22 protein-coding genes are annotated in these 24,528 nt (G+C 68.8%); 6 read left to right on the top strand and 16 right to left on the bottom strand.

Annotated features, from left to right (window positions below; genetic code table 11):
• Positions 1–44 precede the first annotated feature (44 nt).
• The gene (gene norR / locus AT699_RS06605) at positions 45–1,565 is read left to right on the top strand and encodes a nitric oxide reductase transcriptional regulator NorR (RefSeq protein WP_024068054.1); all 1,521 of its coding nucleotides are present in this window, start codon (positions 45–47) and stop codon (positions 1,563–1,565) included.
• Between the two features lie 13 nt (positions 1,566–1,578).
• Here norR and AT699_RS06600 read toward each other — a convergent pair whose 3' ends face one another.
• The 4 genes from AT699_RS06600 to galU form a co-directional block, all read right to left on the bottom strand.
• On the bottom strand, positions 1,579–1,929 hold the full coding sequence (locus AT699_RS06600) for a hypothetical protein (protein WP_024068053.1): 351 nt from the start codon (positions 1,927–1,929) through the stop codon (positions 1,579–1,581).
• Positions 1,930–2,013: 84 nt separating this feature from the next.
• A complete protein-coding gene (locus AT699_RS06595) occupies positions 2,014–3,156 on the bottom strand; it encodes a sensor histidine kinase (RefSeq protein ID WP_307190327.1) in 1,143 nt (380 codons plus the stop codon).
• A 25-nt stretch (positions 3,157–3,181) separates the two neighbouring features.
• On the bottom strand, positions 3,182–4,711 hold the full coding sequence (locus tag AT699_RS06590; protein ID WP_024068051.1) for a PAS domain-containing sensor histidine kinase: 1,530 nt from the start codon (positions 4,709–4,711) through the stop codon (positions 3,182–3,184).
• Positions 4,712–4,817: 106 nt separating this feature from the next.
• Positions 4,818–5,651, bottom strand: coding sequence for a UTP--glucose-1-phosphate uridylyltransferase GalU (galU, locus tag AT699_RS06585; protein WP_024068050.1), 834 nt, complete (start codon positions 5,649–5,651; stop codon positions 4,818–4,820).
• A gap of 414 nt (positions 5,652–6,065) precedes the next feature.
• Here galU and AT699_RS06580 point away from each other — a divergent pair, with 414 nt between their 5' ends.
• Positions 6,066–6,482 (top strand): response regulator, encoded by a 417-nt coding sequence (locus AT699_RS06580; protein ID WP_081247764.1) that lies wholly within the window; start codon positions 6,066–6,068, stop codon positions 6,480–6,482.
• Here the strand turns inward: AT699_RS06580 and AT699_RS06575 are convergent.
• Positions 6,443–7,270, bottom strand: a complete 828-nt coding sequence (locus AT699_RS06575) for a symmetrical bis(5'-nucleosyl)-tetraphosphatase (RefSeq protein ID WP_024068048.1) — start codon at positions 7,268–7,270, stop codon at positions 6,443–6,445. The two genes, AT699_RS06580 and AT699_RS06575, sit on opposite strands and share 40 nt — an antisense overlap.
• A 156-nt stretch (positions 7,271–7,426) precedes the next feature.
• Here AT699_RS06575 and AT699_RS06570 point away from each other — a divergent pair, with 156 nt between their 5' ends.
• Positions 7,427–8,191 carry an SDR family oxidoreductase gene (locus AT699_RS06570; protein WP_006389165.1) on the top strand — a complete coding sequence of 255 codons (765 nt, stop codon included), beginning with the start codon at positions 7,427–7,429 and terminating at the stop codon, positions 8,189–8,191.
• A gap of 10 nt (positions 8,192–8,201) precedes the next feature.
• Here the strand turns inward: AT699_RS06570 and AT699_RS06565 are convergent, their stop codons facing one another.
• On the bottom strand, positions 8,202–8,942 hold the full coding sequence (locus tag AT699_RS06565; protein WP_024068047.1) for an SDR family oxidoreductase: 741 nt from the start codon (positions 8,940–8,942) through the stop codon (positions 8,202–8,204).
• 39 nt (positions 8,943–8,981) lie between these two features.
• Positions 8,982–10,322: a CitMHS family transporter gene (locus AT699_RS06560; protein ID WP_024068046.1), complete on the bottom strand. Its 1,341-nt coding sequence runs from the start codon at positions 10,320–10,322 to the stop codon at positions 8,982–8,984.
• Positions 10,323–10,852: 530 nt separating this feature from the next.
• Here AT699_RS06560 and AT699_RS06555 point away from each other — a divergent pair.
• Genes AT699_RS06555 through AT699_RS06545 form a run of 3 tightly spaced genes read left to right on the top strand, consistent with a single transcriptional unit; the run spans position 10,853 to position 14,040 of the window.
• Positions 10,853–11,551, top strand: a complete 699-nt coding sequence (locus tag AT699_RS06555) for a response regulator transcription factor (RefSeq protein WP_049055169.1) — start codon at positions 10,853–10,855, stop codon at positions 11,549–11,551.
• Positions 11,520–12,968 carry a sensor histidine kinase gene (locus tag AT699_RS06550; protein ID WP_058207258.1) on the top strand — a complete coding sequence of 483 codons (1,449 nt, stop codon included), beginning with the start codon at positions 11,520–11,522 and terminating at the stop codon, positions 12,966–12,968. Before AT699_RS06555 ends, AT699_RS06550 begins: the two co-directional genes overlap by 32 nt.
• Positions 12,958–14,040: an ABC transporter substrate-binding protein gene (locus tag AT699_RS06545; RefSeq protein WP_058207257.1), complete on the top strand. Its 1,083-nt coding sequence runs from the start codon at positions 12,958–12,960 to the stop codon at positions 14,038–14,040. The genes AT699_RS06550 and AT699_RS06545 overlap by 11 nt, the downstream gene beginning before the upstream one ends.
• 5 nt (positions 14,041–14,045) lie before the next feature.
• Here AT699_RS06545 and AT699_RS06540 read toward each other — a convergent pair whose 3' ends face one another.
• From AT699_RS06540 to AT699_RS06500, 9 genes are all read right to left on the bottom strand, one after another.
• The gene (locus tag AT699_RS06540) at positions 14,046–15,101 is read right to left on the bottom strand and encodes a hypothetical protein (protein ID WP_054499433.1); all 1,056 of its coding nucleotides are present in this window, start codon (positions 15,099–15,101) and stop codon (positions 14,046–14,048) included.
• A gap of 94 nt (positions 15,102–15,195) precedes the next feature.
• Positions 15,196–17,649, bottom strand: a complete 2,454-nt coding sequence (locus AT699_RS06535; protein ID WP_024068041.1) for a TonB-dependent siderophore receptor — start codon at positions 17,647–17,649, stop codon at positions 15,196–15,198.
• 86 nt (positions 17,650–17,735) lie between these two features.
• Complete coding sequence (locus tag AT699_RS06530; RefSeq protein ID WP_024068040.1) at positions 17,736–18,686, bottom strand: FecR domain-containing protein; 951 nt, start codon at positions 18,684–18,686, stop codon at positions 17,736–17,738.
• 6 nt (positions 18,687–18,692) lie between these two features.
• Positions 18,693–19,220 carry a sigma-70 family RNA polymerase sigma factor gene (locus AT699_RS06525; protein ID WP_020924792.1) on the bottom strand — a complete coding sequence of 176 codons (528 nt, stop codon included), beginning with the start codon at positions 19,218–19,220 and terminating at the stop codon, positions 18,693–18,695.
• A 105-nt stretch (positions 19,221–19,325) separates the two neighbouring features.
• Positions 19,326–19,769 (bottom strand): CopD family copper resistance protein, encoded by a 444-nt coding sequence (locus AT699_RS06520; protein WP_054505117.1) that lies wholly within the window; start codon positions 19,767–19,769, stop codon positions 19,326–19,328.
• Positions 19,770–19,789: 20 nt separating this feature from the next.
• Entirely contained in the window at positions 19,790–21,916 is a 2,127-nt protein-coding gene (locus AT699_RS06515) for a TonB-dependent receptor family protein (RefSeq protein WP_024068038.1), read from the bottom strand.
• A gap of 96 nt (positions 21,917–22,012) precedes the next feature.
• On the bottom strand, positions 22,013–22,696 hold the full coding sequence (locus tag AT699_RS06510) for an ABC transporter ATP-binding protein (RefSeq protein ID WP_006389153.1): 684 nt from the start codon (positions 22,694–22,696) through the stop codon (positions 22,013–22,015).
• A complete protein-coding gene (locus tag AT699_RS06505) occupies positions 22,689–23,483 on the bottom strand; it encodes an ABC transporter permease (RefSeq protein WP_024068037.1) in 795 nt (264 codons plus the stop codon). Before AT699_RS06505 ends, AT699_RS06510 begins: the two co-directional genes overlap by 8 nt.
• Positions 23,480–24,475, bottom strand: a complete 996-nt coding sequence (locus AT699_RS06500) for an ABC transporter substrate-binding protein (protein WP_024068036.1) — start codon at positions 24,473–24,475, stop codon at positions 23,480–23,482. Before AT699_RS06500 ends, AT699_RS06505 begins: the two co-directional genes overlap by 4 nt.
• Positions 24,476–24,528: the final 53 nt, after the last annotated feature.

The raw sequence follows: 24,528 nt of genomic DNA, 5'->3' as shown, positions 1-24,528 counted from the left end.
GGCGCGCTTGCGGTATTTATCACCCCCAAGGGTACGATTGACCCATGCAGAACCTGTTGCTTACCGACCTGGTCGTGGACCTGCCCGCCGCCGTCCGCCTGCAGCGGCTGGCGGCCGGCCTGCGCGCCCATTTCCGCTGTGGCGCGGTCGCCCTGTTGCAACTGGAGGCCGACCACCTGCGGCCGGTCGCCGTCGATGGCCTGACCCAGGATGCGCTGGGCCGCCGCTTCGCGGTCCAGCAGCACCCGCGGCTGGCCGCCATCCTGGCGCGCCGCGGCGTCACCTGTTTCCATCACGACAGCACCCTGCCCGATCCCTACGACGGGCTGATCAACGGCATGGCCGGCGAACCGCTGCCGGTGCACGACTGCATGGGCACCAGCCTGCATATCGAAGGCCAGCCCTGGGGCGTACTGACGCTGGACGCGCTGGAGGTCGGCACCTTCGACGCCGAGGCGCAATCGGATCTGCGCGACATGATCGTGCTGGTCGAGGCCGCCCTGCGCGTGACGCGCCTGGAGGCCGAAACCCGCGCGCTGCGCGTGGCCCGCGGCGCGCTGCCGGCCGACAGCGCGCTGGCCGATGACAGCGAGATCCTCGGGCAGAGCGAGGCCATCGCCCGCCTGCTGCACGAGATCGAGGTGGTGGCGGACTCCGAACTGCCCATCCTGCTGCTGGGCGAAACCGGCGTCGGCAAGGAGTTGTTCGCGCATCGCGTGCATCGCCAATCGCGCCGCCGCGGCAAGCCGCTGGTGCACGTGAACTGTGCCGCCCTGCCCGAATCGCTGGCCGAAAGCGAACTGTTCGGCCATGCCAAGGGCGCATTCTCGGGAGCGCTGACCGAGCGGCCGGGCCGTTTCGAAGCCGCCAACGGCGGCACGCTGTTCCTGGACGAGGTCGGCGAATTGCCGCTGGCGGTGCAGGCCAAGCTGCTGCGCACTCTGCAGAACGGCGAAATCCAGCGGCTGGGCGACGACCGCCCGCGCACGGTCGACGTGCGCATCGTCGCGGCCACCAACCGCGACCTGCGCGATCGCGTGCGCCAGGGCGATTTCCGCGCCGACCTGTATCACCGGCTCTCGGTCTATCCGGTGCCGATCCCGCCGCTGCGCGAGCGCGGCCGCGACGTGCTGCTGCTGGCCGGCCGCTACCTGGAACTGAACCGCGCGCGGCTGGGGCTGCGCAGCCTGCGCCTGTCGCCCGAGGCCGAGGACATGCTCAGCCGCTACCGCTGGCCCGGCAACGTGCGCGAACTGGAACATGTCATCAGCCGCGCCGCCATCAAGGCCGTGAGCCACGGCGCCCATCGCAACGAGATCGTCACGCTGGGCCCCGGCCTGCTGGACCTGGACGATGTCGCCATGCCCGCGCCCCCGCCCGAAGCGCCCGCCTTGCCGGCCGGCGCCGCCCAGACCCTGCGGGCCGCGGTCGATGCCTGCCAGCGCCAGGCGATCCGGCGCGCCCTGGACGCGCACCAGGGCAGTTGGGCCGGCGCCGCGCGGGCGCTCGACATCGATTCCAGCAACCTGCACAAGCTGGCGCGCCGTCTCGGCCTGAAGGACTGAGCCTGCTAGCCAGCTAGGAGCGCGGCATGCGCTCCAGGCAGGCGTTCACCACCGTCATCACCCGTCCGCCGCGCAACTCGGCCTCGGCATGGGCCGCCCCCGAAGCCAGCAACTGGTCATAACGCAGGAAATCCTCCAATGGCACTTTCGCCTGCAGTCCGTCCAGCACGCACTGGCAATAGTCCTTGGCCTTGGCGTCGACGTCGCGCGCGGCGGCCGGCGCCTTGGCCTTGAAACCCTGCATGCAGGAGTTGTAGGTGGTGCGTTGCACCTCGGGCGGATACTCCGTCTTCTTGTTGCAGCCAGCCAGCAGGGCCAAGGCCATGGCACCGGCGCCCAGGGCGCGGCAGGAGCGGATCGGCATGGTATTCCTCGGATCGGGAGGGAATGGGAAACGCCGATTTTGGCACGGCGCGGCATGGCCGCATGCGCGGGCCGAGCCGGCGCGTCAGGATGCCTGGGGCGCGACTGGCATCCGCAGCGTGAAAACGGTGCGATCCTCGCCCGACCTGACGTCGATGACGCCTTGATGGGCCGTGGCGATGCACCGGCATATATACAGGCCCAGGCCGATTCCCGCCGCCATGCCAGTCCTGCCCGTGGCGCTGCTGACCCGCGTCAGCGGGTCGAACAGCGTGGGCAGGGCGCGTCGCGGAATCGGCGGGCCTTCGTTCGCCACTTCCAGCCACACCCAACCGGCCGGCTCGGCCATTGCCGTCAACTCGATCTCGCCCGCGCCATAGCGAGCGGCATTGGACAGCAGATTGAACAACAGTTGGCCGATACGTCCGGGATCGCAGCGGACAATCAGGTTCTCCGGGCACTCGACGCGGATCACGGCCTCCGGGTAGAGCGCGCCGATCTCCTCAGCCGCGTGGCGGCATATCCGCGCCAGGTCCTGCTCGGAAAGCGCCACCGGCAACACACTGCCCAGCCGCGTCCGCGCGAACACCAGCAGGTCATCGATCATCCACTTCATGCGCACCGCGCTGCGCTGCACGTACGAAGTGGCACGGATACTGGCCGGCGAGAGATTGCGGTCGCGCGACAGGATCTCCGCGGAATTGAGCAACACGCCCAGCGGCGATCGCAGGTCATGCGCCAGCACGCCGGCGAACAGGTCGCGGATGCGTTCGGTGCGCTCGGAAAACTGGCGGACCGACTCGGTCAAGCCCTGGTCGATCGCCTCATTGAAGCGGATCATTTCCTGAAAGGCCTGCGGACCGGCGAGCGCGCTGTGTTCCCACCGGCGCAACACGCTGGCGCGCAGCGCCCGGTATTCCGCCAGCACTTCATTGATGCCGAACCCCTGTGACAGGCGGTCGTCGGCGTGCAACATGGAAACGGTGTCAAAGGCGCTGTCCTGTTCGCGCTTGGCGCCATGCGATTTTTGCCGCTGCTGCAGGGGAGTCTGCGCCTGGCGCATGTTGGCGGCCACCCTGGTCAGCAGCTCGGCGCCTGAATTGCGCAACTCGACGGCCGTAAGCCGGTGCTTGCCCTGGTTCAGCACCATGGCATATTCCACCCAGTCGTCGATCAGGGCTTCCAGATTGGCTTCGATGAAATCCGCCAGGTCCATATCGGTCTCCATGGATGAAGCGTGCGCGCCGGACGCACTAATGCGCGGCCAACAGCCGCGTCAGGGCTTCGATCGAATAAGGCTTCTGCATGACCTCCAGCGCCCCGGCATCGCGCCCCGCCAACGCTTCACTGTAACCGGTTGCCAGCACCACCCGTATCGCCGGCCATTGCGCCTTGATCATTTCAGCCAATTGCACCCCGTCCATGCCGGGCAACACGATGTCGAGGATGGCGATATCGAAACGCCCCTGCTTCTCTTGCAACATGCGCAACGCGCTCTCGGCATCGGTGGCCCAGGTCAGGTCCTGGCCAAGATCGGTCAGCAAGGTCGACACGACCTCGCCGACCATGCGGTTGTCCTCGACCAGCAGGACGGCCTTGCGCGTCGTGACCCGGGCGGCGACGTCCGCGTCGACCGGCCCGGCCACCGCGCTGGCCGCCGTCGCGGCGGGCAGGTACAGCGTGAACGTCGTGCCCTGCCCGACTTTACTGCGCACCGCGACATCGCCGCCCGATTGCCGCACGAAGCCCTGGACCTGGCTCAGCCCCAACCCCGAATTCTGGTGCTTGCTCTTGGTGGAAAAGAACGGCTCGAAGACATGCGCCACCACATCGTCGGCAATGCCGACCCCGGTGTCCTGTACCGATAGCGCCACCTGCGGCCCGGGTTGGCCGGGAGCGCCGTTCGCGGCGGGCCTGCCATCGACGTGCCGCACCGATATCGTCAGCTGCCCGCCCGCGGGCATCGCATCGCGCGCATTGATCACGAGATTGAGCAAGGCCGATTCCAGCTGGCCCGGGTCCGCGGAAATCGTGCAATTGCCCGGCCCGAGTTCATAGCTCAGGGCGATGCTCGACCCCAGCGACGCTTCGAACAACTGACGCAACGACGCCAGGGTTTCGCGCACATCGAACACATGCGGCTGCAGCGGCTGCTTCCTGGCATACGCCAGCAGCTTGCGGGTCAGCTGCGCGGCACGCTCGGTCGTATCGATGATGATTCCGAGGTAACGCGTGGCCGAGGCCGGCAGGTCCGGGGACCGCTTCATGAACTCGGCGGAAAACCGGATGGCGGTCAGGAAATTATTGAAGTCGTGCGCCACCCCGCCCGTCAGGCGGCCGATGGCCTCCATTCGCTGGGCCTGGTGCATGGCATCGCGCGCGGCCTGGGATTCCTCGCGGCGCAGCGTTTGTTCGGTGATGTCCCGGGTGATCTTGGCAAAGCCCACCAGCCGACCCTGGCCGTCGTGGATCGGATCGATCACCGCGCTGCACCAGAAGCGGCTGCCATCCTTGCGCACCCGCCAGCCTTCGGTTTCGAACCGTCCAGCGCGCAATGCCGTTTCCAGGGCGCGCTCGGGCGCGCCGGCGGCGCGATCCTCTTCGGTGTAGAAGACGGAGAAGTGCTGCCCCAGGATTTCGTGCTCGGCGTAGCCCTTGAAACGCTCGGCCCCGGGGTTCCAGCTGCTCACCAGGCCGTTGGCGTCCAAGAGGTAGATGGCATAGTCCATCACCGCGTCCACCAACAGCCGGTAGCGCTCGTCGGAGGGAATTTGAGGGGCCATGTCTGCCTCGCGAAAGTCGAATTGGTGTAACGCCGCGCCAGCAAGAAACATGCCCCTTGCATGGCTGACGCCGCCGCACGACCACGCCTGAATCAACCCCGGCCGCTCACCCCAGGCCGTGATACTTCCGGCCCATCTCCATGGTGGCGCGGTAGAAGCCCTCCTTGCTGCCACAGTCGTAGCGTTGACCCTCGTACTGGTAGCCAAACACGCGCCCCCGCTCGAGCAGGGCCGCGATGGCGTCGGTCAGCTGGATTTCGCCGCCGACGCCCGGCCGGGTCGCCTGCAACGCCGGGAAGATGGCGGGATCGAGGATGTAGCGTCCCACCACGCCCAGGTCGGTCGGCGCGTCTTCGGGCCGCGGCTTCTCGACGATGCCGGTCAGGCGCAGCACCCCGTACGAGGCCTGCGCGCCGGAGACGATCCCATACTGATGGGTGTGGGCCGGCGGCACCTTCTGCACCGCGATCACGCTGCCGTCGAACTCCCGCGCCACCTTCATCATCTCGCCGATGACGGGCGTTTCGGCGTCGATCATGTCGTCCGCCAGCAGCACCGCGAACGGCTCATTGCCCACGATCGAGGCGGCGCACAGCACGGCGTGGCCCAGTCCCAGGGCGGCGGGCTGGCGGGTATAGACGCACTTCACGGTTTCCGGAATGACATTGCGCACGCTATCGAGCAGCACGGCCTTGTTCTTCAGTTCAAGGTCACGCTCCAGTTCCGGCACGCGGTCGAAATGGTCTTCGATGGCGCGCTTGTTGCGGCCGGTCACGAAGATCAGCTCCGTAATGCCGGCGGCCACCGCCTCCTCGACGGCATATTGGATGAGCGGCCGGTCGACGATGGGCAGCATTTCTTTGGGCATGGCCTTGGTCGCGGGCAGAAAGCGCGTGCCGAGGCCAGCAACGGGGAAAACCGCTTTGCGTATGGGAAGCATGGTATGAACCTCAGTCGGGCGGCTCACCGGAACGGAAGCCGTGCCAACGGCTAGCAAATGCCGTGCCCGGTCGCGAGCCGCGCCGGAATGCCTCTGATAATCTGGCCGCGCCGAAGATGTAAGCGCCCATTACCTTGCCGGCATCGCCGCTTCTGGCCGCTCCGGGAGAGCGGCGCGTTCTGCCGCTGGCCAGTGCGCATGCACTGGTTTGCGGGCATCTCACCGGCCACGGGATGACGGCATAGCATGAAATTTAGTGAAACAAAGGTGAAGCATCCGTCCGACCACAGCAACTAAGCTGCCAGCAACAGGTTGAGGAGGACTCCATCCGTGACGATCCGCACGCCCAGGCAGGATACGGCCGGCCCCCTATCGCAAAGCCCGCAGCCCGGAACCAAGGAAACAGGCCCGCCAATGCCACCGCGGCCTTTGACCATCCTGCTGGCCGACGACAATCGGGACGCTGTCGAAACCCTGGCGGAAATCCTCAGGCTTGACCACCACCAGGTCCATACCGCGCTCGAAGGGCGCACGGCCCTCGCCCTGGCGCAGGCGCACCGGCCGGACATCGTCCTGCTCGACATCAGCATGCCGGAACTGGACGGCTACACCCTTTGCCAACGGCTGCGGCGCGAACCCTGGGCAGCAGGCTTGGTGATCGTCGCGCTCAGCGGCTACGGCAGCCCGCAAGACCTCGAGCGCGGACGCATCGCCGGCTTCGACCGCTATTTCACCAAGCCTGCCGATCCCGGCGAACTGCTGGACTATCTGAATCGCTGCGCCGGCCACATTCAGGCAGGCACGGGCCACAACGCCTCGCGCCCCACCTGAAGCAACTTGCGGTCAGCCAGGCGCAGGGCTGTCAATACGCCGCCGGATACGCACCCGGTATCCAGGCACACCACGTCCGACCGCACCAGCAATCCCAGCGTTGCCCAGTGGCCAAAAAGGACTGGAGCCGGCCCCGCCTGCCGGCCCGGGACGTCGAACCAGGGCAGCATGCCGGATGGCCAGCGTCCCGGCGCGGCCTTGGCGTGCGGCGCCAATGTGCCGTCGGGGCGGCAGAGCCGCATCTGGGTGAACGCCCGGACAATGAACCTCAGCCTGGCCGCGCCCGACATCGTGTCGCGCCAGGACAGCGGCGACGGCCCCCGGATCCGCGGCAGGTGCTGGCGCCAGCGCGGATGGCGCAGCAACGCCTCGACCTCTCGCGCGCGCGCCATCGCCGTGGCAGGATCCCAGCGCGGATAGAGGCCGGCGTGCACCAGCAGGTGGCCGGCTTCGGCGTGCAGCAACGGCTGCCGGCGCAGCCAGTCCAGCAGCGACGTGGCGTCGCGCGCGCGCAGCAGCTCGTCCAGCGTATCGCGGCGGCCCGGCCGCAGGCAGCCGGCGGCGACCGCCAGCGCCCGCAGGTCGTGATTGCCGAGCACGACGGTGGCGCGCTCGCCCAGCGCCCTGACCCGCCGCAATGTCGCGGCCGACGCCGGCCCGCGGTTGACCAGGTCGCCCACGAACCAGAACCGGCAGCGCGGATCGTCGGCGATCTCGGGACGCGCCAGCAAGGCATCCAGGGAGTCGCGGCAACCATGCACATCGCCGATCACCCAGATCGATTCCATGGCGTTCAGTCCTTCTGCACAGCGCCACGCGCAGGCATGCGCGGACGTCGGGACGATGTCAGCAATTGGCGCGCCCGGCCCCATCGCAAGATCCGGATAGCCGGCGCATCGCGGCTTGCCTATCGTCGCCAGGTCATTTACCTACAAGGATTCACCATGCATCAACTGACCGGCAAAGTCGCCATCATCACCGGCGCCAGCTCGGGCATCGGCTACGAAGCGGCAAAGCTGTTCGCCCGCGAGGGCGCCAGCCTGGTGGTGGTGGCGCGGCGCCAGGCCGAACTGGAACACCTGGTCGCGGCCATCGAAGCCGATGGCGGCCACGCCGTGCCGCTGGCCGGCGATGTGCGCGACGAGGCCGTCGCCGAGGCCGCCGTCACCCTCGCCGAGCGTCGCTTCGGCGGACTGGACATCGCCTTCAACAACGCCGGCATGACCGGCGACGCCCTGCCCCTGCACCAGGTTCCGCCCGACGCATGGCGCCAGATCCTGGACACCAACCTGAGCAGCGCCTTCCTCGGCGCGCGCCACCAGATCCCGGCGATGCTGCGGCGGGGCGGCGGCTCGCTGGTTTTCACGTCCACCTTCGTCGGCCACACGGCGGGCTTTCCCGGCATGGGCGCCTATGCCGCCAGCAAGGCCGGCCTGATCGGCCTGACCCAGGCGATCGCCGCCGAATATGGCGCCCAGGGCATCCGCGCCAACGCCCTGCTGCCAGGCGGCACCGACACGCCGATGGGCCGCGCCTCGATGGACTCGCCCGAGGCGCGCCGCTACATTGAGAGCCTGCACGCGCTCAAGCGCCTGGCCAGCCCCGCCGAGATCGCCCGCTCCGCCCTGTACCTGGCGTCGGACGCGTCCAGCTTCACCACCGGCACGGCACTGCTGGTGGATGGCGGGGTATCGATCAATCGGGGGTGATGGCGCCCGCTCAACTCATGTACACGCCGCCGTTGATCGCATAGTTCGCGCCGGTCACGAACGCCGCCTGGTCCGACGCCAGCCAGGCGCACAGGCCGGCCAGGTCCTGGGCGGTGCCCAGGCGGCCCACCGGCACGCTTTCGATGATGCGGTCCAGCAGCGCCGGCGGGAACGCCTTGACGGTGTCGTCGGCGATGAAGCCCGGCGACACCAGGTTGACGGTGACGCCGCGCGCCGCCACTTCCTGCGCCAGCGAGCGGGTGAAGCCGATCACCGCGCCCTTGGCGGTGGCGTAGTTGATCTGGCCGATCTGGCCCTTCTCGGCCGCCACCGAGCCGATGTTGATGATGCGGCCCCAGCCGCGGTCGGCCATGCTGTCGACCACCTGCTTGGTGCTGTTGAACAGCGTGTCCAGGTTGCTGCGCAGCACCGCCGACCAGTCGGCCTGGCTCATCTGGCGAAAGCGCATGTCGAGCATGGCGCCGGCGTTGTTGACCAGCACGTCGATCTCGCCGACCTCGCGCCGCACCTTGGCGAAGGCCGCCTCGGTCGAGGCCCAGTCGGTGGCGTCGCCTTCGGAGGCGATGAAGTCGTAGCCCAGCGACTTCTGTTCCTTCAGCCAGTGGTCCTTGCGCGACGAGCGCGGCCCGCAGCCGGCGATGACGCGGTGGCCCGCTTGGTGCAGCGCCTGGCAGATCGCGGTGCCGGTGTGGCCCATCCCGCTGGTGACGTAGGCAATGCGCAAAGCCATGAACGTTCTCCTTTCAAGAAACGTGGGAAGGCGCCGCCGTCAGGCGACGGCGCCGACCAGGGGGAACAGACCGAACGCCAGCGCGGCCGCCAGCATCACCAGGCACACCATCGTGGCCCACTTGAGCGCATAGCGCTGGTGATCGCCGAACTCCACGCCCGCCAGGCCCACCAGCAGGTAGGTCGAGGGCACCAGCGGACTGAGCAGGTGCACCGGCTGGCCGATCAGCGACGCGCGCGCCATTTCCACCGGCGAGATGCCATAGCCCTGCGCCGCTTCGCTCAGGATCGGCAGCACGCCGAAGTAGAAGGCGTCGTTCGACATGAAGAAGGTGAACGGCAGGCTGACCAGCGCGGTGATGCCGGCCAGATACGGCCCGAGCGCGTCGGGGATCACCGCCAGCAGGCTGCGCGACATGGCTTCGACCATGCCCGTGCCCGACAGGATGCCGGTGAAGATGCCCGCCGCGAAGATCAGCGACACCACCGACAGCACGTTGCCGGCATGCTGCGCCACGCGGCGGCGCTGCTCGGCCAGGTTCGGGTAGTTGATGATCAGCGCGACCGCGAAGGCGATCATGAACAGCACCGGCAGCGGCAGCACGCCCATCACCAGGCTCACCATCAGCGCCAGCGTCAGGCCGGCGTTGACCCACAGCAGCTTGGGGCGGCGCAGGTCGTGGTCGACTTCGATCTCGGGCAGGTTCTTGGGGCCGTCCTCGTCGTAGCCGGCCTGCAGCGCGGCGCCGTCGGGCAGCGACAGCACGCCCAGGCGGCGGCGTTCGCGCAGGCCCAGGAAGACGGCCAGCAACAGGATCGCGACGATGGCCACGCCCATCACCGGCACCAGCGGCACGAAGATGTCGCCGGCGTCCACGTGCAGCGCGCTGGCGGCGCGCGCGGTCGGTCCGCCCCACGGCGTCAGGTTCATGACGCCGCTGGCCAGCATCGCCAGACAGGTCATGGACAGCGCGTTCATCTTCAGGCGGCGATACAGCGGCAGCATCGAGGCCACCACGATCATGTAGGTGGTGGAGCCGTCGCCGTCCAGCGAGATGACCAGCGCCAGCACGGTGGTGCCGACCACGATCTTGAGCGGATCGCCCTTCACCGCGCGCAGGATGCGGCCGACGATGGGGTCGAACAGGCCGGCGTCGATCATCACGCCGAAGTAGAGGATGGCGAACATCAGCATGACGCCGGTGGGCGCGATCTTGCGGATGCCGTCGAGCATCATCTTGTCGATGCCGGCGCCGAAGCCGCCGAGCAGGGCGAAGATGATCGGAACAAGGATGAGCGCCACCAGGGGCGAGAGGCGCTTGGTCATGATCAGCGTCATGAACGTGATCACCATGCCGAAGCCAAGCAGGGTCAATAGCATGAGGGGGTATCTCCGGGCTCGTTGTTATTTGCGCTCGGGGCGCTGGGGCGGAAGACTAGGAAGAAAAGCTGTCTGGAACCTGTCGTTTTTTGGGGGCCGGGGTCGGGTGGGGAGTGGGTGACAAAGGAGATGTAGGCCGTCCGGGGCGGGCGGGTGTCGCGGGGCGCGCCTGCGATTGCGGTCCGGAGCGTTCGCTCCGGACTGCCCCTTCCTCATCCTCGTCCTCGCCTACGGCGACTCCTTCGGATTCCGTCGGGCGCATCTGACGGCGCGCCCCGCGACACCCGCCCGCCCCGGACTACCGGTTTCTGGGTTTGATGCGTTGCTGGACCTCGGCGGCATGGGGAGTGGTGGCGGCCCGCCTTTTTGGGCCGCGCGGGCGGCCCAAACGGCATACGCGGTGGGGGATTGCGTGGCGGTGTGCGCTGCGCGCGGGTGGGGAGCGGGGCGCTATGACAGGGCGTTACAGGGGGACGGATGTGGCGGCGGGGGCCATGGGTGGCTGGGGACGCTATGCGACAATCTCGCGCATGCGGATTCTGGTGATCGAAGATGATGAGGACCTGGCCGACGCGCTTGTGCGTCGGCTGCGTCGTCTTGGGCATGCCGTCGATTGCCAGAAGGATGGGTTGAGCGCGGATGGGGTGTTGCAGTACGAGACCTTCGATCTGGTGATCCTGGATATCGGGTTGCCGCGCATGTCGGGGTTCGAGATCCTGCATCGGTTGCGGGATCGGGGCAGCAAGACGCCGGTGCTGGCGCTGACGGCGCGCATCGATATCGAGGATCGGGTGCATGCGCTGGATACGGGGGCCGATGATTACCTGGCCAAGCCGTTCGACTTCCGCGAACTGGAAGCGCGCTGCCGGGCGTTGCTGCGGCGGCCCAGCGTGCAGGCGGCAGGGGTGTTGCGGTTTGGCGATCTGGTGATCGACAGCGCGGCGCGGCAGGTCAGCCTGGCGGGGCAGCGCATCGATCTGCCCAAGCGGGAGTACAGCCTGCTCGAGATCCTGCTGGCCGGCATGAACCGCGCGGTGAGCAAGGCCGAGATCGCCAACAAACTCTTCGCGTTCGATGATGATGCCGCGCCCAATGCCATCGAGGTCTACATCGCGCGCTTGCGCAGGAAGCTGGAAGGCTCGCCGCTGCGCATCGAGACGCAGCGCGGCACCGGCTACCTGCTGAAGGCGGTCGAGGATGCCGACGCCGACGCGGCGCCGCGGGACTGAGCCGGTGCCGTCCCGCCGCATTTCCGTGCGCCGGCGCCTGCTGGCGATGCTGCTGGCGCTGTTCGTGGTGGGGTTGGGCACGCTGTACCTGCTGGTGCGCGGCTATGCGCAGCAGACGGCCGACACCACCTACGACCAACTGCTGCGGGCCTCGGTGCTGTCGATGGCGGACAGCCTGCAGCTGGTACAGGGCGAGTGGCAGATGGACATGCCGTACGCCGCCCTCGCGCTGTTGGAACAGGCGCCGCGCGACCGTGTGTTCTACCGCGTGGCAGCGGCCGATGGCGCGCTGATTTCCGGCTACGCCGACCTGCCTGCCCCGCCTGCTCACGGCGCCGACGCCAACGCCAACGCCGACACGCAACTGTTCACCGCCACCTACCAGGACCAGCCGGTGCGGGTGGCGTGGATGGAGCGCAAGATCGCCGGCCCGCGCGCCACCGAGACGGCGCTGATCCAGGTCGCGCAGACGCGCGAAGCGCGCAACGCGCTGGCCGCGAGCATCCTGTGGCAGGGCACGCTGACGCTGATCGGTTTCACCGCCGCGGCGCTGGCGCTGGCCTACTGGGGCCTGCAGCGCTCGCTGTCGCCGATCCAGCGCATCGAGCGCGAACTGGCCGCGCGCAGCGCCGCCGACCTGCATCCGATCGCCGCGCCCGTGCCCGAGGAGCTGGACACGCTGGTGCATTCGCTCGACGGCTTCATGGCGCGGCTGTCCGAGAACCTCGACACCCTGCGCCTGTTCATCGCCGAGGCCGCGCACCAGCTGCGCACGCCGCTGGCGGCGCTGCACGCGCAGATGGAAGTGGCGCTGGACGAAGAAGACCCGGCCGAACAGCGCCGCAGCCTGCTGGCGGTGCTGCGCAATGCCGAGAAGCTGTCGCGGCTGGTGAACCAGCTGCTCAGCGACGCCAGCGTCATCCACCGCAGCAACGTGCGCAAGTTCGGTCCCGTGGACCTGGCCGAGCTGCTTTCGCAGGCCGTCTACGACACCGTGCCGCAGGCCGACCCGCAGCCCGATGTGCGGCTGCAACTGCCCGACGCGCAAGAGGGCGCGCCGCCCCGCATCGCGGGCGACAGCCTGATGCTGCGCGAGGCCTTCAAGAACCTGATCGACAATGCCCTGCGCCATGGCGCCTCGGCGGATGGCCACATCGACGTGCGGCTCGAACGCGACGACGCCGGCTGGCGCATCACCGTGGCCGACCAGGGGCCCGGCATCCCCGCCGCGCTGGCGCAAAGCGCCTTCGAGCGTTTCTCGCGCGGCCCCAACCCGCGCACGCCCGGCGCCGGCCTGGGGCTGTCCATCATCAAGCGCGTGGTCGACATCCACCACGGTCGGCTCAGTCTCAGCAATCGCCCCGGCGGCGGCCTCGAAGCCGTCGTCCTCCTGCCCGCCAGCGCCCATGATGCCTAGATTTCCATTCCTCGCGCGCCTGGCAACGGCCGGCATTGCCCTGCTCCTGGCCAGCGCTGGCCAGGCCGCCGAGACCAGCACCGACGGCCTGACGCTGGGCCCGGCCGACAGCAAACACGTGCTGGTGCTGCACGCCTCCAACAGCGTGCAGGTGTTTCGCGGCGTGCTGGAGGACTTCAGCCAGCTCAACCCCGACGTGCGCCTGGAATACACGGAGCTGTCGACCCAGGCCCTGTATGCCGAAGTCGCCACCCGCGCCGCGCAGGCGCCGCGCGAGAAGGCCGGCCCCGACCTGGTCATCAGCAGCGCCATGGACCTGCAGACCAAGCTGGTCAACGACGGCCATGCCCAGCCGCACGTTTCGCCGGATACCCGCGCCCTGCCCGCCTGGGCCAACTGGCGCGACGAGGTCTTCAGCATCGGCACCGACCCCATCGTCATGGTCTACGACACCCGCCGCCTGGACGCTGCGCGCGTGCCGCGCACGCGCCGTGAGTTGCTGGCGCTGTTGCAGGCGCCCGACCAGCCGCTGGCCGGCCGGATTTCGACCTACGACGTCGAAGGCAGCGGCATCGGCTACCTGGCCGCCACCCAGGACGCGCGCCTGGACAGCCTGGCCGGCGCGCTGCTGGCCGCCTTCGGCCGCAACGGCGTCGGCGTGCACGAGTCGACCGAACACGCGCTCGACAAGCTCGAACGCGGCGAAATCACGCTGGCCTACAACCTGCTGGAGTCATACACCCGTCACCGCATCGACCAGGGCGCGCCGCTGGCCATCATTTACCCGCAGGACTACACCCTGATGCTGTCGCGCTCGGCCATCATCCCGCGCCAGGCCCCGCGCCCCGACCTGGGCGCGCGCTTCCTCGACTACCTGCTGTCGCCGCGCGGCCAGGACATGATCGCGCGCCAATCCGGCATGCGGCCGGTCAGCGCCTCGGTCGTGCCGGCCGCCGGCGTGCGGCCGGTGGCGTTGGGCGTGGGGTTGCTGGTGTACCTGGATCCGCTCAAGAAACGGCATTTCCTCGAAGTATGGCGGGCAGCGGCACAGCCGCCGCGCCAGGCGGACTGAAGCCGTCAGGCCAGGTAAGCCGTCACCTCATCCGGCGTCAGATAACGCACGAACGTCATCGACGGCTGCTGCGCATCATGGATCGCGCCGTTGAAACCCGACCAGTTGCGTTGCATGCCCTCTTCCGTCTCCAACGCGATCAGCACCCGCTTGCCATGCCGGGCCAGATTGTCGCGCAGCGCCGCTTCGCCCCAGGCAAAACGCATGTCGTTGACCAGCTTTCCCTGCGCATAGGCATCGGCCTGCAGCCACTGGAAATCGGCGCTGTCGCGTTCGGCGTCGGGTTCGCGCGCGGCGATCTCGCGGCGCACGCCCAGGGCCTGGACGCGGTCCCGCATCAGGTTCTGCAACAGCGTGAAGGCGTGGAAATTGTTGTTGATGCCGTGCGCCCGCGCCACGAAGCCCGTGCCGGATGTGGGCAACACCACCACGAGTTCTTCCTCGTAGCTGATGCGCGAGGCCAGCCACAGGTAATGCAGCTGCTCGAACGGCAGGTTGTCGTTGAGCGTGGTCATGGCGTACAGCAGGTCCATCAGTTCGGCGTCGGCGACGAAGGCCTGGTGATTGCGCTGGTCGCGCATCAGCATGGCCATCATCGGTAGCACCAGCGTGTCGATGGCGGCGACCTGCGCATCGAGTTCCCAGCGCCGGTCCTCGGGAATGGCTTCAAGCCGCGCCACCGCCTCTTTCCAGGCCAGGCGGTCGGCTTCCTCGACCTCGGCGTCGTCATCCTCGACCTCCAGCGCGCAATACGGCCGCAGGGTCTGCAACCACGGGCCCAGCAACGCCTGCAACGCGGGGAACAGCAGCACGGGATCGGCGCCATCCTCCACCAGCGAACCGCACATCAGCGCCAGCGCCGCCGCCCGGCTGGGGTACAGCGACGGCAGCAGTTCGGCGCAGAACCGCAGGCTGGCGTCGGTGTGCGCCGGATCCTGGGCTTGCTCGTAGAACGCGCGGACCTCGGGGCGCTGGAAGAACGCGTCGAGGGTCTCCACGTCGTCGGCTGACGTGACCGGGGAACGGAGCGCGGCGGCAAGCGAGGCAAAAGAGGTCGGCATGGGCTGACAGGAATAGTGATTCGGGGGGCACCACTATGGCACAAACGGGCCCCACCCAAAACCGCCAGTTGCCGGCCGCGCCGACCGGCGCGGATCAATACCGGTAGTTCACCCCCAGCATCGCGCCGAACGGCGCGCCGTAGTAGTTGCTGTAGATGTTGGTGCTGGCGTAGTACTTCTTGTCCAGCACGTTGTTCAGGTTCAGCGTGGCCGACCACTGGCGGTTGAACTGGTAGCGCGCCATCAGGTCCAGCAGGGCGTAGCCGCTCTGCGACGAGTCCAATTGCTGGCCGCCCGGGCCGCGGCTGGTGAAACCGCTCTGGCTTTCCCAGCGCACCCCGCCGCCCACGGTCAGGGCGCTCCAGTCGCCCGGCAGGCGGTAGGTGGTGTACAGCTTGGCGATGTGGCGCGGCAGCCCGACCTGGGTCGAGAAGCCCGTCGGCAGGCGGCGATCGACGTAGGCGTACGACAGCTGCATCTGCCAACCGGGCGCGAGTTCGCCGCTGAGCTCGGCTTCGACGCCGCGCAGCACGGCGCCGTTGGCGGCGACGTAGGCGCTGTCGCCATTGGGCGCCAGCTTGTCGCCGTCGACCATGGCGTAGTTGTCCTGGCGGGTGCGGAACAGCGCCAGCGCGCCGTTCAGGCGGCCGTCCAGCCAGGCGCTCTTCAGGCCGATTTCGTAGGTGTTGCCCTTGATCGGCGCAATGCCGCTGCCCGACACGGTCTGCGCCTGCTGCGGCAGGAAGATGCTGGTGTAGCTGGCATAGGCGGACAGCGTCGGCGTCAGGTCGTAGACCAGGCCAGCATACGGCGTGTACACGCCCTGCTCGCGCATGTTGTCCGGATAGGCCGAGCCGTCGTTGTAGGTGTACGAGGCCTGCTGGTCCCGCCAGGTGATCCGCGAACCCAGCACCAGCGACAGCGCGTCGGTCGGGCGCAGGCGCAATGCGCCATAGACCGCGTTCTGCTTCTCGGTGTAGTAGCGCTTGCCGGTCGCCTGCCATTGGGGTTGCGGCATGTCGCCATCCCAGGCGCGCACGTCCGGGATGACCGGGTCATAGCCGGGCGCGGTCCACAGCGGATAGGTGTCGTAGTCGCCCCGGGTGCGCGACAGGCTCACGCCCAGCACCAGGTCGTGGCGGCGGCCCAGCGCGTCGAACGCGCCGCTCAGGCTGGCGTCCAGCGCGTTCTGGGTCTTGGGGATCGGCCATTTGGCGACCCAGACCGAGGCGCCCTGCCCGGTCTGCGGGTTGGCCCAGCCGTTGCTGCTGAACCAGCCATAGGTGCGGTCGTTGTCGTCGCCGGTGCGCGACAGCGTCAGCGACCCCTTCCATGATGACGAGAACTCGTGGTCGAGCGTGGCGAAGACGTTGTAGCGCGTGCGTTCCTGGCGGCTCCAGTTGGTGGCGGAATTGAACCGTTGCCGGAAGTCGGTCTTGGAGCCATCGGCGTAGTACGCGGGAAAGCCGAAGTACGAGCACGCCGTGCACTTCTTGCGCTGGTATTCCGCGCCCAGGGTCAGCAGGGTGCGCTCGGACAGGTCCGCCTCGATGACGCCATACAGCAGTTGCGAATCCTGCTTGACGCGGTCGATGAACGAGCCGCCCTCCTGCCAGGCGCCCACCAGCCGCCCGCGCAGCTTGCCCGACGCATCCAGCGGGCTGCCCAGGTCGAACTCGGTGCGCCGGTAGTCCCACGATCCGACGCTGGCGCCGACGCCGGCCTCGAATTCGCGGGTCGGTCGCTTGCGCACCAGGTTGATGGAGGCGGCCGGGTTGCCTGCCCCGCTCAGCAGGCCGGTGGAGCCGCGCACCACTTCGATGCGGTCATACAGCGCCGTGTCCAGCCCCAGGGCATTGAAGTCCTTGTGGGTCGGCACGCCGTCGACCTGCATGTTGGTGATCTCCATGCCGCGCGCATACAGGCCCTTCTCGTTGTCGTCGGCCGAGCCCTTCTTCTTGAAGGTCAGGCCCGGGGTGTTGACGATGGCGTCTTCCAGCGTGTTCAGGCCCTGGTCGGTGAGCCGCTGGCGCGTCATCACCGAGACCGACTGCGGCGTCTCGCGCAGCGTCATCGGCAGCCGGGTGGCGGTGTTCGATACGCCGACCGTATACGAATCGGTGCCTTCGCTGGGCGTGGGTTCGCGCGCGCCCAGCACTTCGACCGGCGCCAGGGTCTGCGCATTGGCGGCGCGCAGGCCATAGCGGTTGCCGCCCTGATTGACGGCCTCCAGCCCGGTGCCCGACAGCATCGCCGCCAGGCCCGCAGCCACGCCATAGTCGCCCTGCAGGCCGGCGCTCTGGCGGCCCTGGGTGAGCGTGGCATCGAACGACAGCACCACCCCGGCCTGGGCGGCGAACCGGCTCAGGGCCAGGCCCAGCGGGCCGGGCGGCACATCATAGTGGCGCGACGCCTGCGCGCTGGAAACGGCCTGTGCCTGCGCCGACGGCGTGGCGCCCAGGGCGCCCAGGGCGGTCAAGGCGATGACAACGGCGCGCGCCAGGGGCGCGGGTTTGGCGGAGTGACGAAGCAAGGGTACAGAAGGCATGGACTCAGGTTTCCGTATGGCAGATCCGACGTAATCCCTGCTAAGTCGGACGAGCGCGGAAAAAGGACAATGCCGAGCGAAAAAAATCAGCGGCGGGCGACGATGCGGACGTAATAACGGGTAAAGCGCGCGATGTTCACGGGCAGCGCGCGCGTCACGGCGGCCAGCGCCTGGTCGGTGTCGTCGACAGGAAACGCCCCCGACAGGCGCAGCGCCGCCACGGCATCGTCGCATCGCAGCAGCCCGGGCCGATAACGGTCGAGCCGGGCAATGAAGTCGTCCAACCGCCAGTTGTCGACCACCAGCAGGCCCCGCGTCCAGGCGTCGGGCTCGCCGGTGATGGCGCCGGCCGCCTGCGCCCCCGCAGGCGCCAGCGTGCCCTGCTCGCCCGCCTTCAGGATCACTGGCGCGCCGCCCGTCGCGGGTTCCAGCGCCACCGCATGGCGCAGCACCGCGACCCGCGTCAGGTCGTCCTGCCGCGTGACGATGAAACGCGTGCCCAGGGGACGCACCGCGCCGTGCGCGGTGAGCACGCGCAAGGGCGGCAGGCCGGGACGGACGTTTTCGGTATCGACCAGGATCTCGCCGGCATGCACGAAGATGCGCCGCTGGCCGGCGTCGACGGTCACGTCGACCGCGCTGGCGCTGTCCAGCCAGAGCAAGGTGCCATCCGCCAGCCGCAGTTCGCGGCGCTCGCCTGCCCCGGTGCGGTAGTCGGCCAGCATCCGCTCCATCGGCAGGGCGCGCCAGGCCGCCAGGCCGCCGGCGCCCAGCAGCGCCACCGCGCCCAGTCCGTTGCGCAGCGCCGCGCGGCGGCGCGAGAAATGCTGGTCGGCACGATTGAGCGTGTCGGCAGCCAGGCGCGCCGGCGCGGCTCCCAGCGTGCCGCGCAACCGTTCCACCTGCCCCCAGATGCGCGCATGTTCGGGATCGGCCGCCAGCCAGCGCCCATGCGCCGCCAGGTCGGCCGCGCTGACGTCGTCCGCGCAGAGCCGCGCGTACCATTGCGCCGCCGCGGCGATGGTCTTGTCCGCCATGGCCGCCTACTGCCGGGCCAGCGCGTACACCAGGCAATGCTCGGTGGCGCGTGCCATGTACTTCTTGATGGAACTGACCGTCACGCCCAGGCGGGCGGCGATCTCGGCGTAGCTGGCCCCTTCCAGCTGGGACATCAGGAAAGCGCGCCGCACCTTGTCGCCCAGGCCGTGCAGCATGGCGTCGATCTCGCGGATGGTCTCGAGCAGGATGGCCTGCGTCTCGGGCGATATGGCGCTGGCCTCGGGCTGCTGCGCCAGGGTTTCGAGCCAGGCGCGTTCCAGCACCTGGCGGCGGATGTGGTCGACCAGCGTGCGTTGCGCCACCGTGGCCAGGAAGCTGCGCGGCTGCCGCACGCCCTGCAATTGCGCCATCGATGCCGGCGACGCCAGCAGGCGCAGGAAGGTGTCCTGGGCCAGGTCGGCGGCCTCGGCCGGCACGTTCAGGCGCCGCAGCAGCCAGCCGCGCAGCCAGCCGTGATGGTCGCGGTACAGCCTGCCAAGCTCGCGGTGTTCCAGGGATTCCGTGGACGACATGGCCGTCGCGTCAGCGCCTTGTGAATTTCGGGAATGGGAATTGTAATCATTATTGATGAAGGCATTCAAATGCCCTTCCCATTACGGCCGACGCCGCCCGGTGTCTCACCACGTCACATAGAACATCGCCTTGGCCAGCACCACGATGCCGACCATGTGACAGAAAACGCTGATGTGAATGCGCCGCTGCACGGCCGGCGTCAGCCGCCGCTTGCGGGCCAGCGCCAGGGCCGTGACGACGTGCACCGCCACGCTCGCCGCCAGCGCGATCTTGATCGACAGCAGGATGCCCAGCGGCGAGCCGGCCGGATGCGCCAGCACGCCGCGGTATTGCGACGCCAGGCCCAGGCCCGCCAGGTACAGCACCAGCACCGCCCACGGCACCGTGCCGCGCACGCGCGGGCCGAGCTGGGCGCCGAGCGCCTTGCGCACCTCGGGCGGCAGGCGCCGGTGCACCGGTTCCAGGAACAGCACCTCGAAGGTCACCGTGCCGACGAAGACGAAGGCGGCCAGCAGGTGCAGGATCAACAGCAAGGGATAGGTGTTCATGGCGGTGCCTGGATAGGTCATCAGAACCGGTAGGCCACGCCCGCGCTGAACGCCCTGCCGTTGCCTGGCAGGAAGATCGGCATGGCCGCCGTCGCGCTGTTGCGGATGGCGTAGCTGCTGGCGTAGGTCTTGTCGGTGAGGTTGTCGGCCTGCACGTAGGCGCTCCAATGCGCATCATGCTCGTAAGCGATCTTGAAACCCAGCAGCGCATAGGCATTCTGCTGCGTGCCCGGCGCGTTGGCGTGGTTGGTCTCAGTGTCGCTCATCAGCCAGCGCAGGTTGGGCCCCGCGCGCCAACCGCCTTTGCGGTACATCAACTCGGCGCTCAGCAGGTGGCGCGGCACCCCGGCGATGCGGTTGCCCTGGAATTCCCCCTCGCGGAAACGGAAGTCGCTGAAGGTGTAGGCGACGCGGTAGTCCAGCAGGCCGTCGCCCGGCGCCGGCAGGCTGCCGGACAGGCCCGCTTCGATGCCCTGGTGGCGGGTACGGCCGCGGTAGTTGTAGGTGCCGGCCGGCGTGCCATTGGCGTTGGTGACGGACATGAGTTCATCCTCCACCCGGCTGCGATAGAGCGACACGGTCCAGCGCAGGTCACGGCCGGCCACGGCGAAGGTGCCATCGCCGCCGAGTTCGACCGTCAGCGCGCGTTGCAGGTCGAGCTTGCTCATGGAAGTGACGGCGGTGGCCGGGTTCATGGGCGCGGGCACTTCGCCGTTGACGATTTCCCAGAAGGTCGGCGCCTCGTTGCTGCGGCTGACGTTGGCATACCAGCGCTGCGTCTGCGCCGGTTGCCAGACGATGCCCAGGCGCGGGGTGGCGTAGTTCCAGTCCTGGTCCAGCGTCTTGCCGCTGCCGCGCTCGCGCGCATCGCGCACCGCCTGGGTGTACTTCAGGTCGCCGACCAGGCTGAGCTGCCCGGTGAGGTGCCAATCCAGGCCGATCAGCGCGCTGCGGTTCTCGGCCGTCAAGGCATAGTTGCCGAAGCGTTGCAGGCGGCGGCCATCGGCGGGACGGATGGCGTAGAAATCGCGGTCCATATTGCTACGCTGCCAGTCGAGCGCCACGCGGTAATCGACACTGCCCGCCTTGCCGGCCAGCTGCCACGCCAGGCCGTAGGTATCGCCGTCCGTGACGTTGGCGACCTGCGGGTTGGTGAAGTCGTCATTGGTGCGCTGCCAATAAAGGCCGGCGGTCTGGTTCAAGTCGTCGCTGCCCCAGTAGCTGCGGTTGGCGATGCGGAACTGGCTGGTATCGCGGTGCGGGTCCCGGTTGTAGACGTTGTTGGCCAGGTCCTGCGGCGAATTGCCGTCGCCCAGCACGCCGCGCGGATCCGCATACATGCGGGCCTTGGGCACCGGCTGGGGAATGTCGAACCTGAGGTCGGTGTAGGACAGATAGGTACGGTTCTCGAAAGTCCCGCGACGAAAGCCCAGATTGCCCTGGAAGCTAGAGCGTTCGGACGCCGAATGATGGCGATAGCCATCCGACTTGTCATAGCCGAAGCTGAAGCGGCCATCCAGGCGCTCGTCCTCGAAGCCCTTGGACAAGGTGACCGAACGCGTGCCGAAGCTGCCAGTGCCAAGCCGGATCTGGTCGCCCTGGGTGCCTGTGAGCGACCGGAAGTCGACTTCACCGCCCAGCGTCGTGGCGCCGGGCGCCAGCGCATTGGCCCCGCGCCGCACGGCGACCAGGCCCGCGTTGCGAGGTTCGAGCAGGCTGATGACGAACGAGCCGTCGGCATCGTTCAGCGGCAAGCCGTCCTGCATCAGCAGGATGCCGCGACTGAGGGGATTGCTCTGGATGCCGGAACCGCGGATGTTCAGCCGGGGCTGGTCCAGTCCGCCGAAGAATTCCTGCACCACCACGCCCGGCTGGTAGTCGAGCGCATCACGCAGCGTGATCAGGCGCACCTCCTGCTGCGGCAGGATCAGGTTGGTGCCACCCGGCACGGCCTGTTGTTCGGCCTGGATCCGCCGGGGACCGGGATCGAGCCCGCGCGTGACGGACTCGCCGGACACGACCACCGGCGACAACGACGGCACGGCCTGGCCGGCCGCGGGAGGCTGCGGCTGGGCATGGGCCGCGGACAGGCCGAGCACGCCCAGGGTGAGGCTGGACGCCAACTGGCGTAGGAGGGGGGATGTCATGCGAGTACTTCCACGTAGCAAGGAAACAAAAGAGCGTTCATGGCGGAGCCGGCGAACGGGGAAATCGGAAAGACGGAAATCCTGGCAATGGCCGCGTCACGGCCCGGCGCCGGCCTCCAGCAACAGGGCGCGCAGGCGCACGGCCGACAAGGCGCCAGTGGCGTCCGGCTCGATGGCAATGACGCTCCCTTGCCGCACCAGCACGCAGCGGTCGACCAGGCCCAGCAATTCCTCGGGGTCGTGGCTGATGCACAGCAAGGCCGCGCCGCTGCGGACCAATTCCTCGCGGCAATTGGCGGCCAGCTGGCGGCGCAGCGCCGGATCGAGCGCGCTGAAGGGTTCGTCCAGCATCAGCAGGTCGGGTCCCAGCGCCAACGCGCGGGCCAGGGCGACACGCTGCGCCATGCCGCCCGACAACTCGCCCGGCCACGACTGCATCGCCGCGTCCAGCCCCACCCGGACCAGCCATTGCGCTGCCAGCGCCCGCGCCCTGGCGGGCGCATGGCCGGCAGCACGCAGCGGCAACGCCACGTTGTCCAACGCGTGACGCCAGGGCAGCAGCCGCGGTTCCTGGAACATCAGCGCGGCGTGGCGAAAATCGTTGCGCAAGGAGCCGCCGCTGGGCCGCGCCAAGCCGGCGGCCAGGCGCAACAGGCTGCTCTTGCCGGCGCCGCTGGGGCCGATCAGGCCCAACCGCTCGCCCGGACGCAGGCGCAGGTCGACATCGCGCAACACGGATTGCGCGCCATAACGCAGGGACAGGCCGCGCAACTCAAGCATGGCTCGGCTCCATCCAGCGCCCCAGGCGCCGCTGCAGCGGTTGCAGGAAGGCGAATTCCAACAAGGCCACCAGGCCCAGGATCAGCAGCACCCAGGCATACAGTTCGGCCGTGTCGAAGGTGCTGCGGGCATTGGCCAGCGCGTAGCCCACGCCGTTCTCGGCGCCCAGCACCTCGGCCATGACCACCAGCCGCACGCCGCCGCAGGCGGCGATCAGAAGCGCCGCCAGCAACGGCGCGCTGAGCGCGGGCAGGTACAGGTGCCGCAAGCGCAGCCAGGGGCCATAGCGGTAGACCTGCGTCATCTCGATCAGCTTGCGATCCACGTGCAGCATGCCCTTGACGGTGTTGACATACATGCCCGGGGCCATCATCAGCGTGGTGATGAAGATCACCATCGACGAACCCAGGCCGAACCACAGCATTGCCAGCACCACCACGACCACCGGCGGCATCGCCATCAGCAGCCAGCGCAGGGGCTCGATCAGGCCGCGCAGGCGGGCGCTGTGGCCGGCCAGCATGCCCAGCGCGAAACCCAGCGATGCGCCGGCCAGCACACCGACGCCGATGCGCATCAGGCTGACGCCAGCGTTGGCGAAGAATTGCGGGCCGCGCACCAGCGGGCCGATGGCGCGCAGCGCCTCCCAGGGCGTCGCCATGAGCAGCGGCCCGAGCTGGCGCGCGGCCAGGTGCCAGGCCAGCAACAGCAGCAGCACGCCGGCCGCGCTCCAGGCGCGCGAGGTGCGCAGGGCCGGCGCCCCCTGGCGCGAAAAACGCGGGCCGCTCATGGCCCGTAGAAGCCGACCGGCGGCAGGCCGCCGCCGATGGCCTGGGGATAGCGGTTGGCCAGCAACTGGTACAGGGCCTCGATGTCGGCACGCGCCTCGCGAGCGCTGCGGCTCCGCAGGCGCGTCTGGCGGATCGCGGCTTCGAGGGCGGCCTGCGGCATGTGCGGCAGATGCTCGCGCACCAACGCCGCGCATTCGGCCGGATGATCCATGCACCAGCGCGCGGACGCGGCATAGGCCGTGTCGACCGCCTGGCACAGCGCCACGTCGTCGGCCACGCCCGCGGCGGCCATGATGCCCGCCTGCGGCAAGGCAGGCTGCGCGGGGAACGCGGCGCGCCAGGCCTGCTCCAGGCTCGGACCGCGGTGCAACGTGGACGCGCCAGCCTGCTGCCGCGCCCGCCACAGCAGCAGCGACGCCATGGGTTCGACCAGCAGCGCCTGTTCGGTCTGGCCGTCCAGCATCAGCGCGATCGCGTCCTGGCCGTCGCGTGTGCGGCGCAGCCTGACGGGCGCCAGACCGCGCGCGGCCTGGGCCTCGAGCAGCGTATCCAGCAGCACCGCCGGCAGGTCGCGCTGGAATGGCACCGCCAGCTCGCGGCCGGCCAGGTCCTCGAACGACTGGATGGCGGGGTCGCGGCTGACCAGCCAGAGAATGCCCCACACCGAGATGTTCAGCAGCCGCACCGGCAGCCCGCGGTTGCGCAACAGCGCCGGCAGCGTGCTGGGCGCGGCGCTGAAGTCGACGTCGCCGTTCACCAGCAGCGTGCGCAGCTGGTCGGCGCTTTGCCACAGGCGAAAGCGCACCGCGTCCGCCTGCCCGGCCAGGGCGCCGGTCGCGGCCATGTGCATCAACGGATAGCTGACCACGGCGCCAGGCCCGGCCAGCGTGAGCGTGGCGCGTGGACGGGGGCCGGCCACGCCCCAGCGCGGCAGCAGCGCCGCGGCGCTGACTGCGGCGCAGAAACGGCGGCGCGTCGGGATGTTCTTCATGGAATTTCAAATGGGAATTGTTATCGTTTAAAATTTTCCCATTCACGCGCAAA

The organism is Achromobacter xylosoxidans (assembly GCF_001457475.1).
Lineage (GTDB): Bacteria > Pseudomonadota > Gammaproteobacteria > Burkholderiales > Burkholderiaceae_B > Achromobacter > Achromobacter xylosoxidans.
This window is presented reverse-complemented; position numbering and strand designations above follow the sequence as displayed.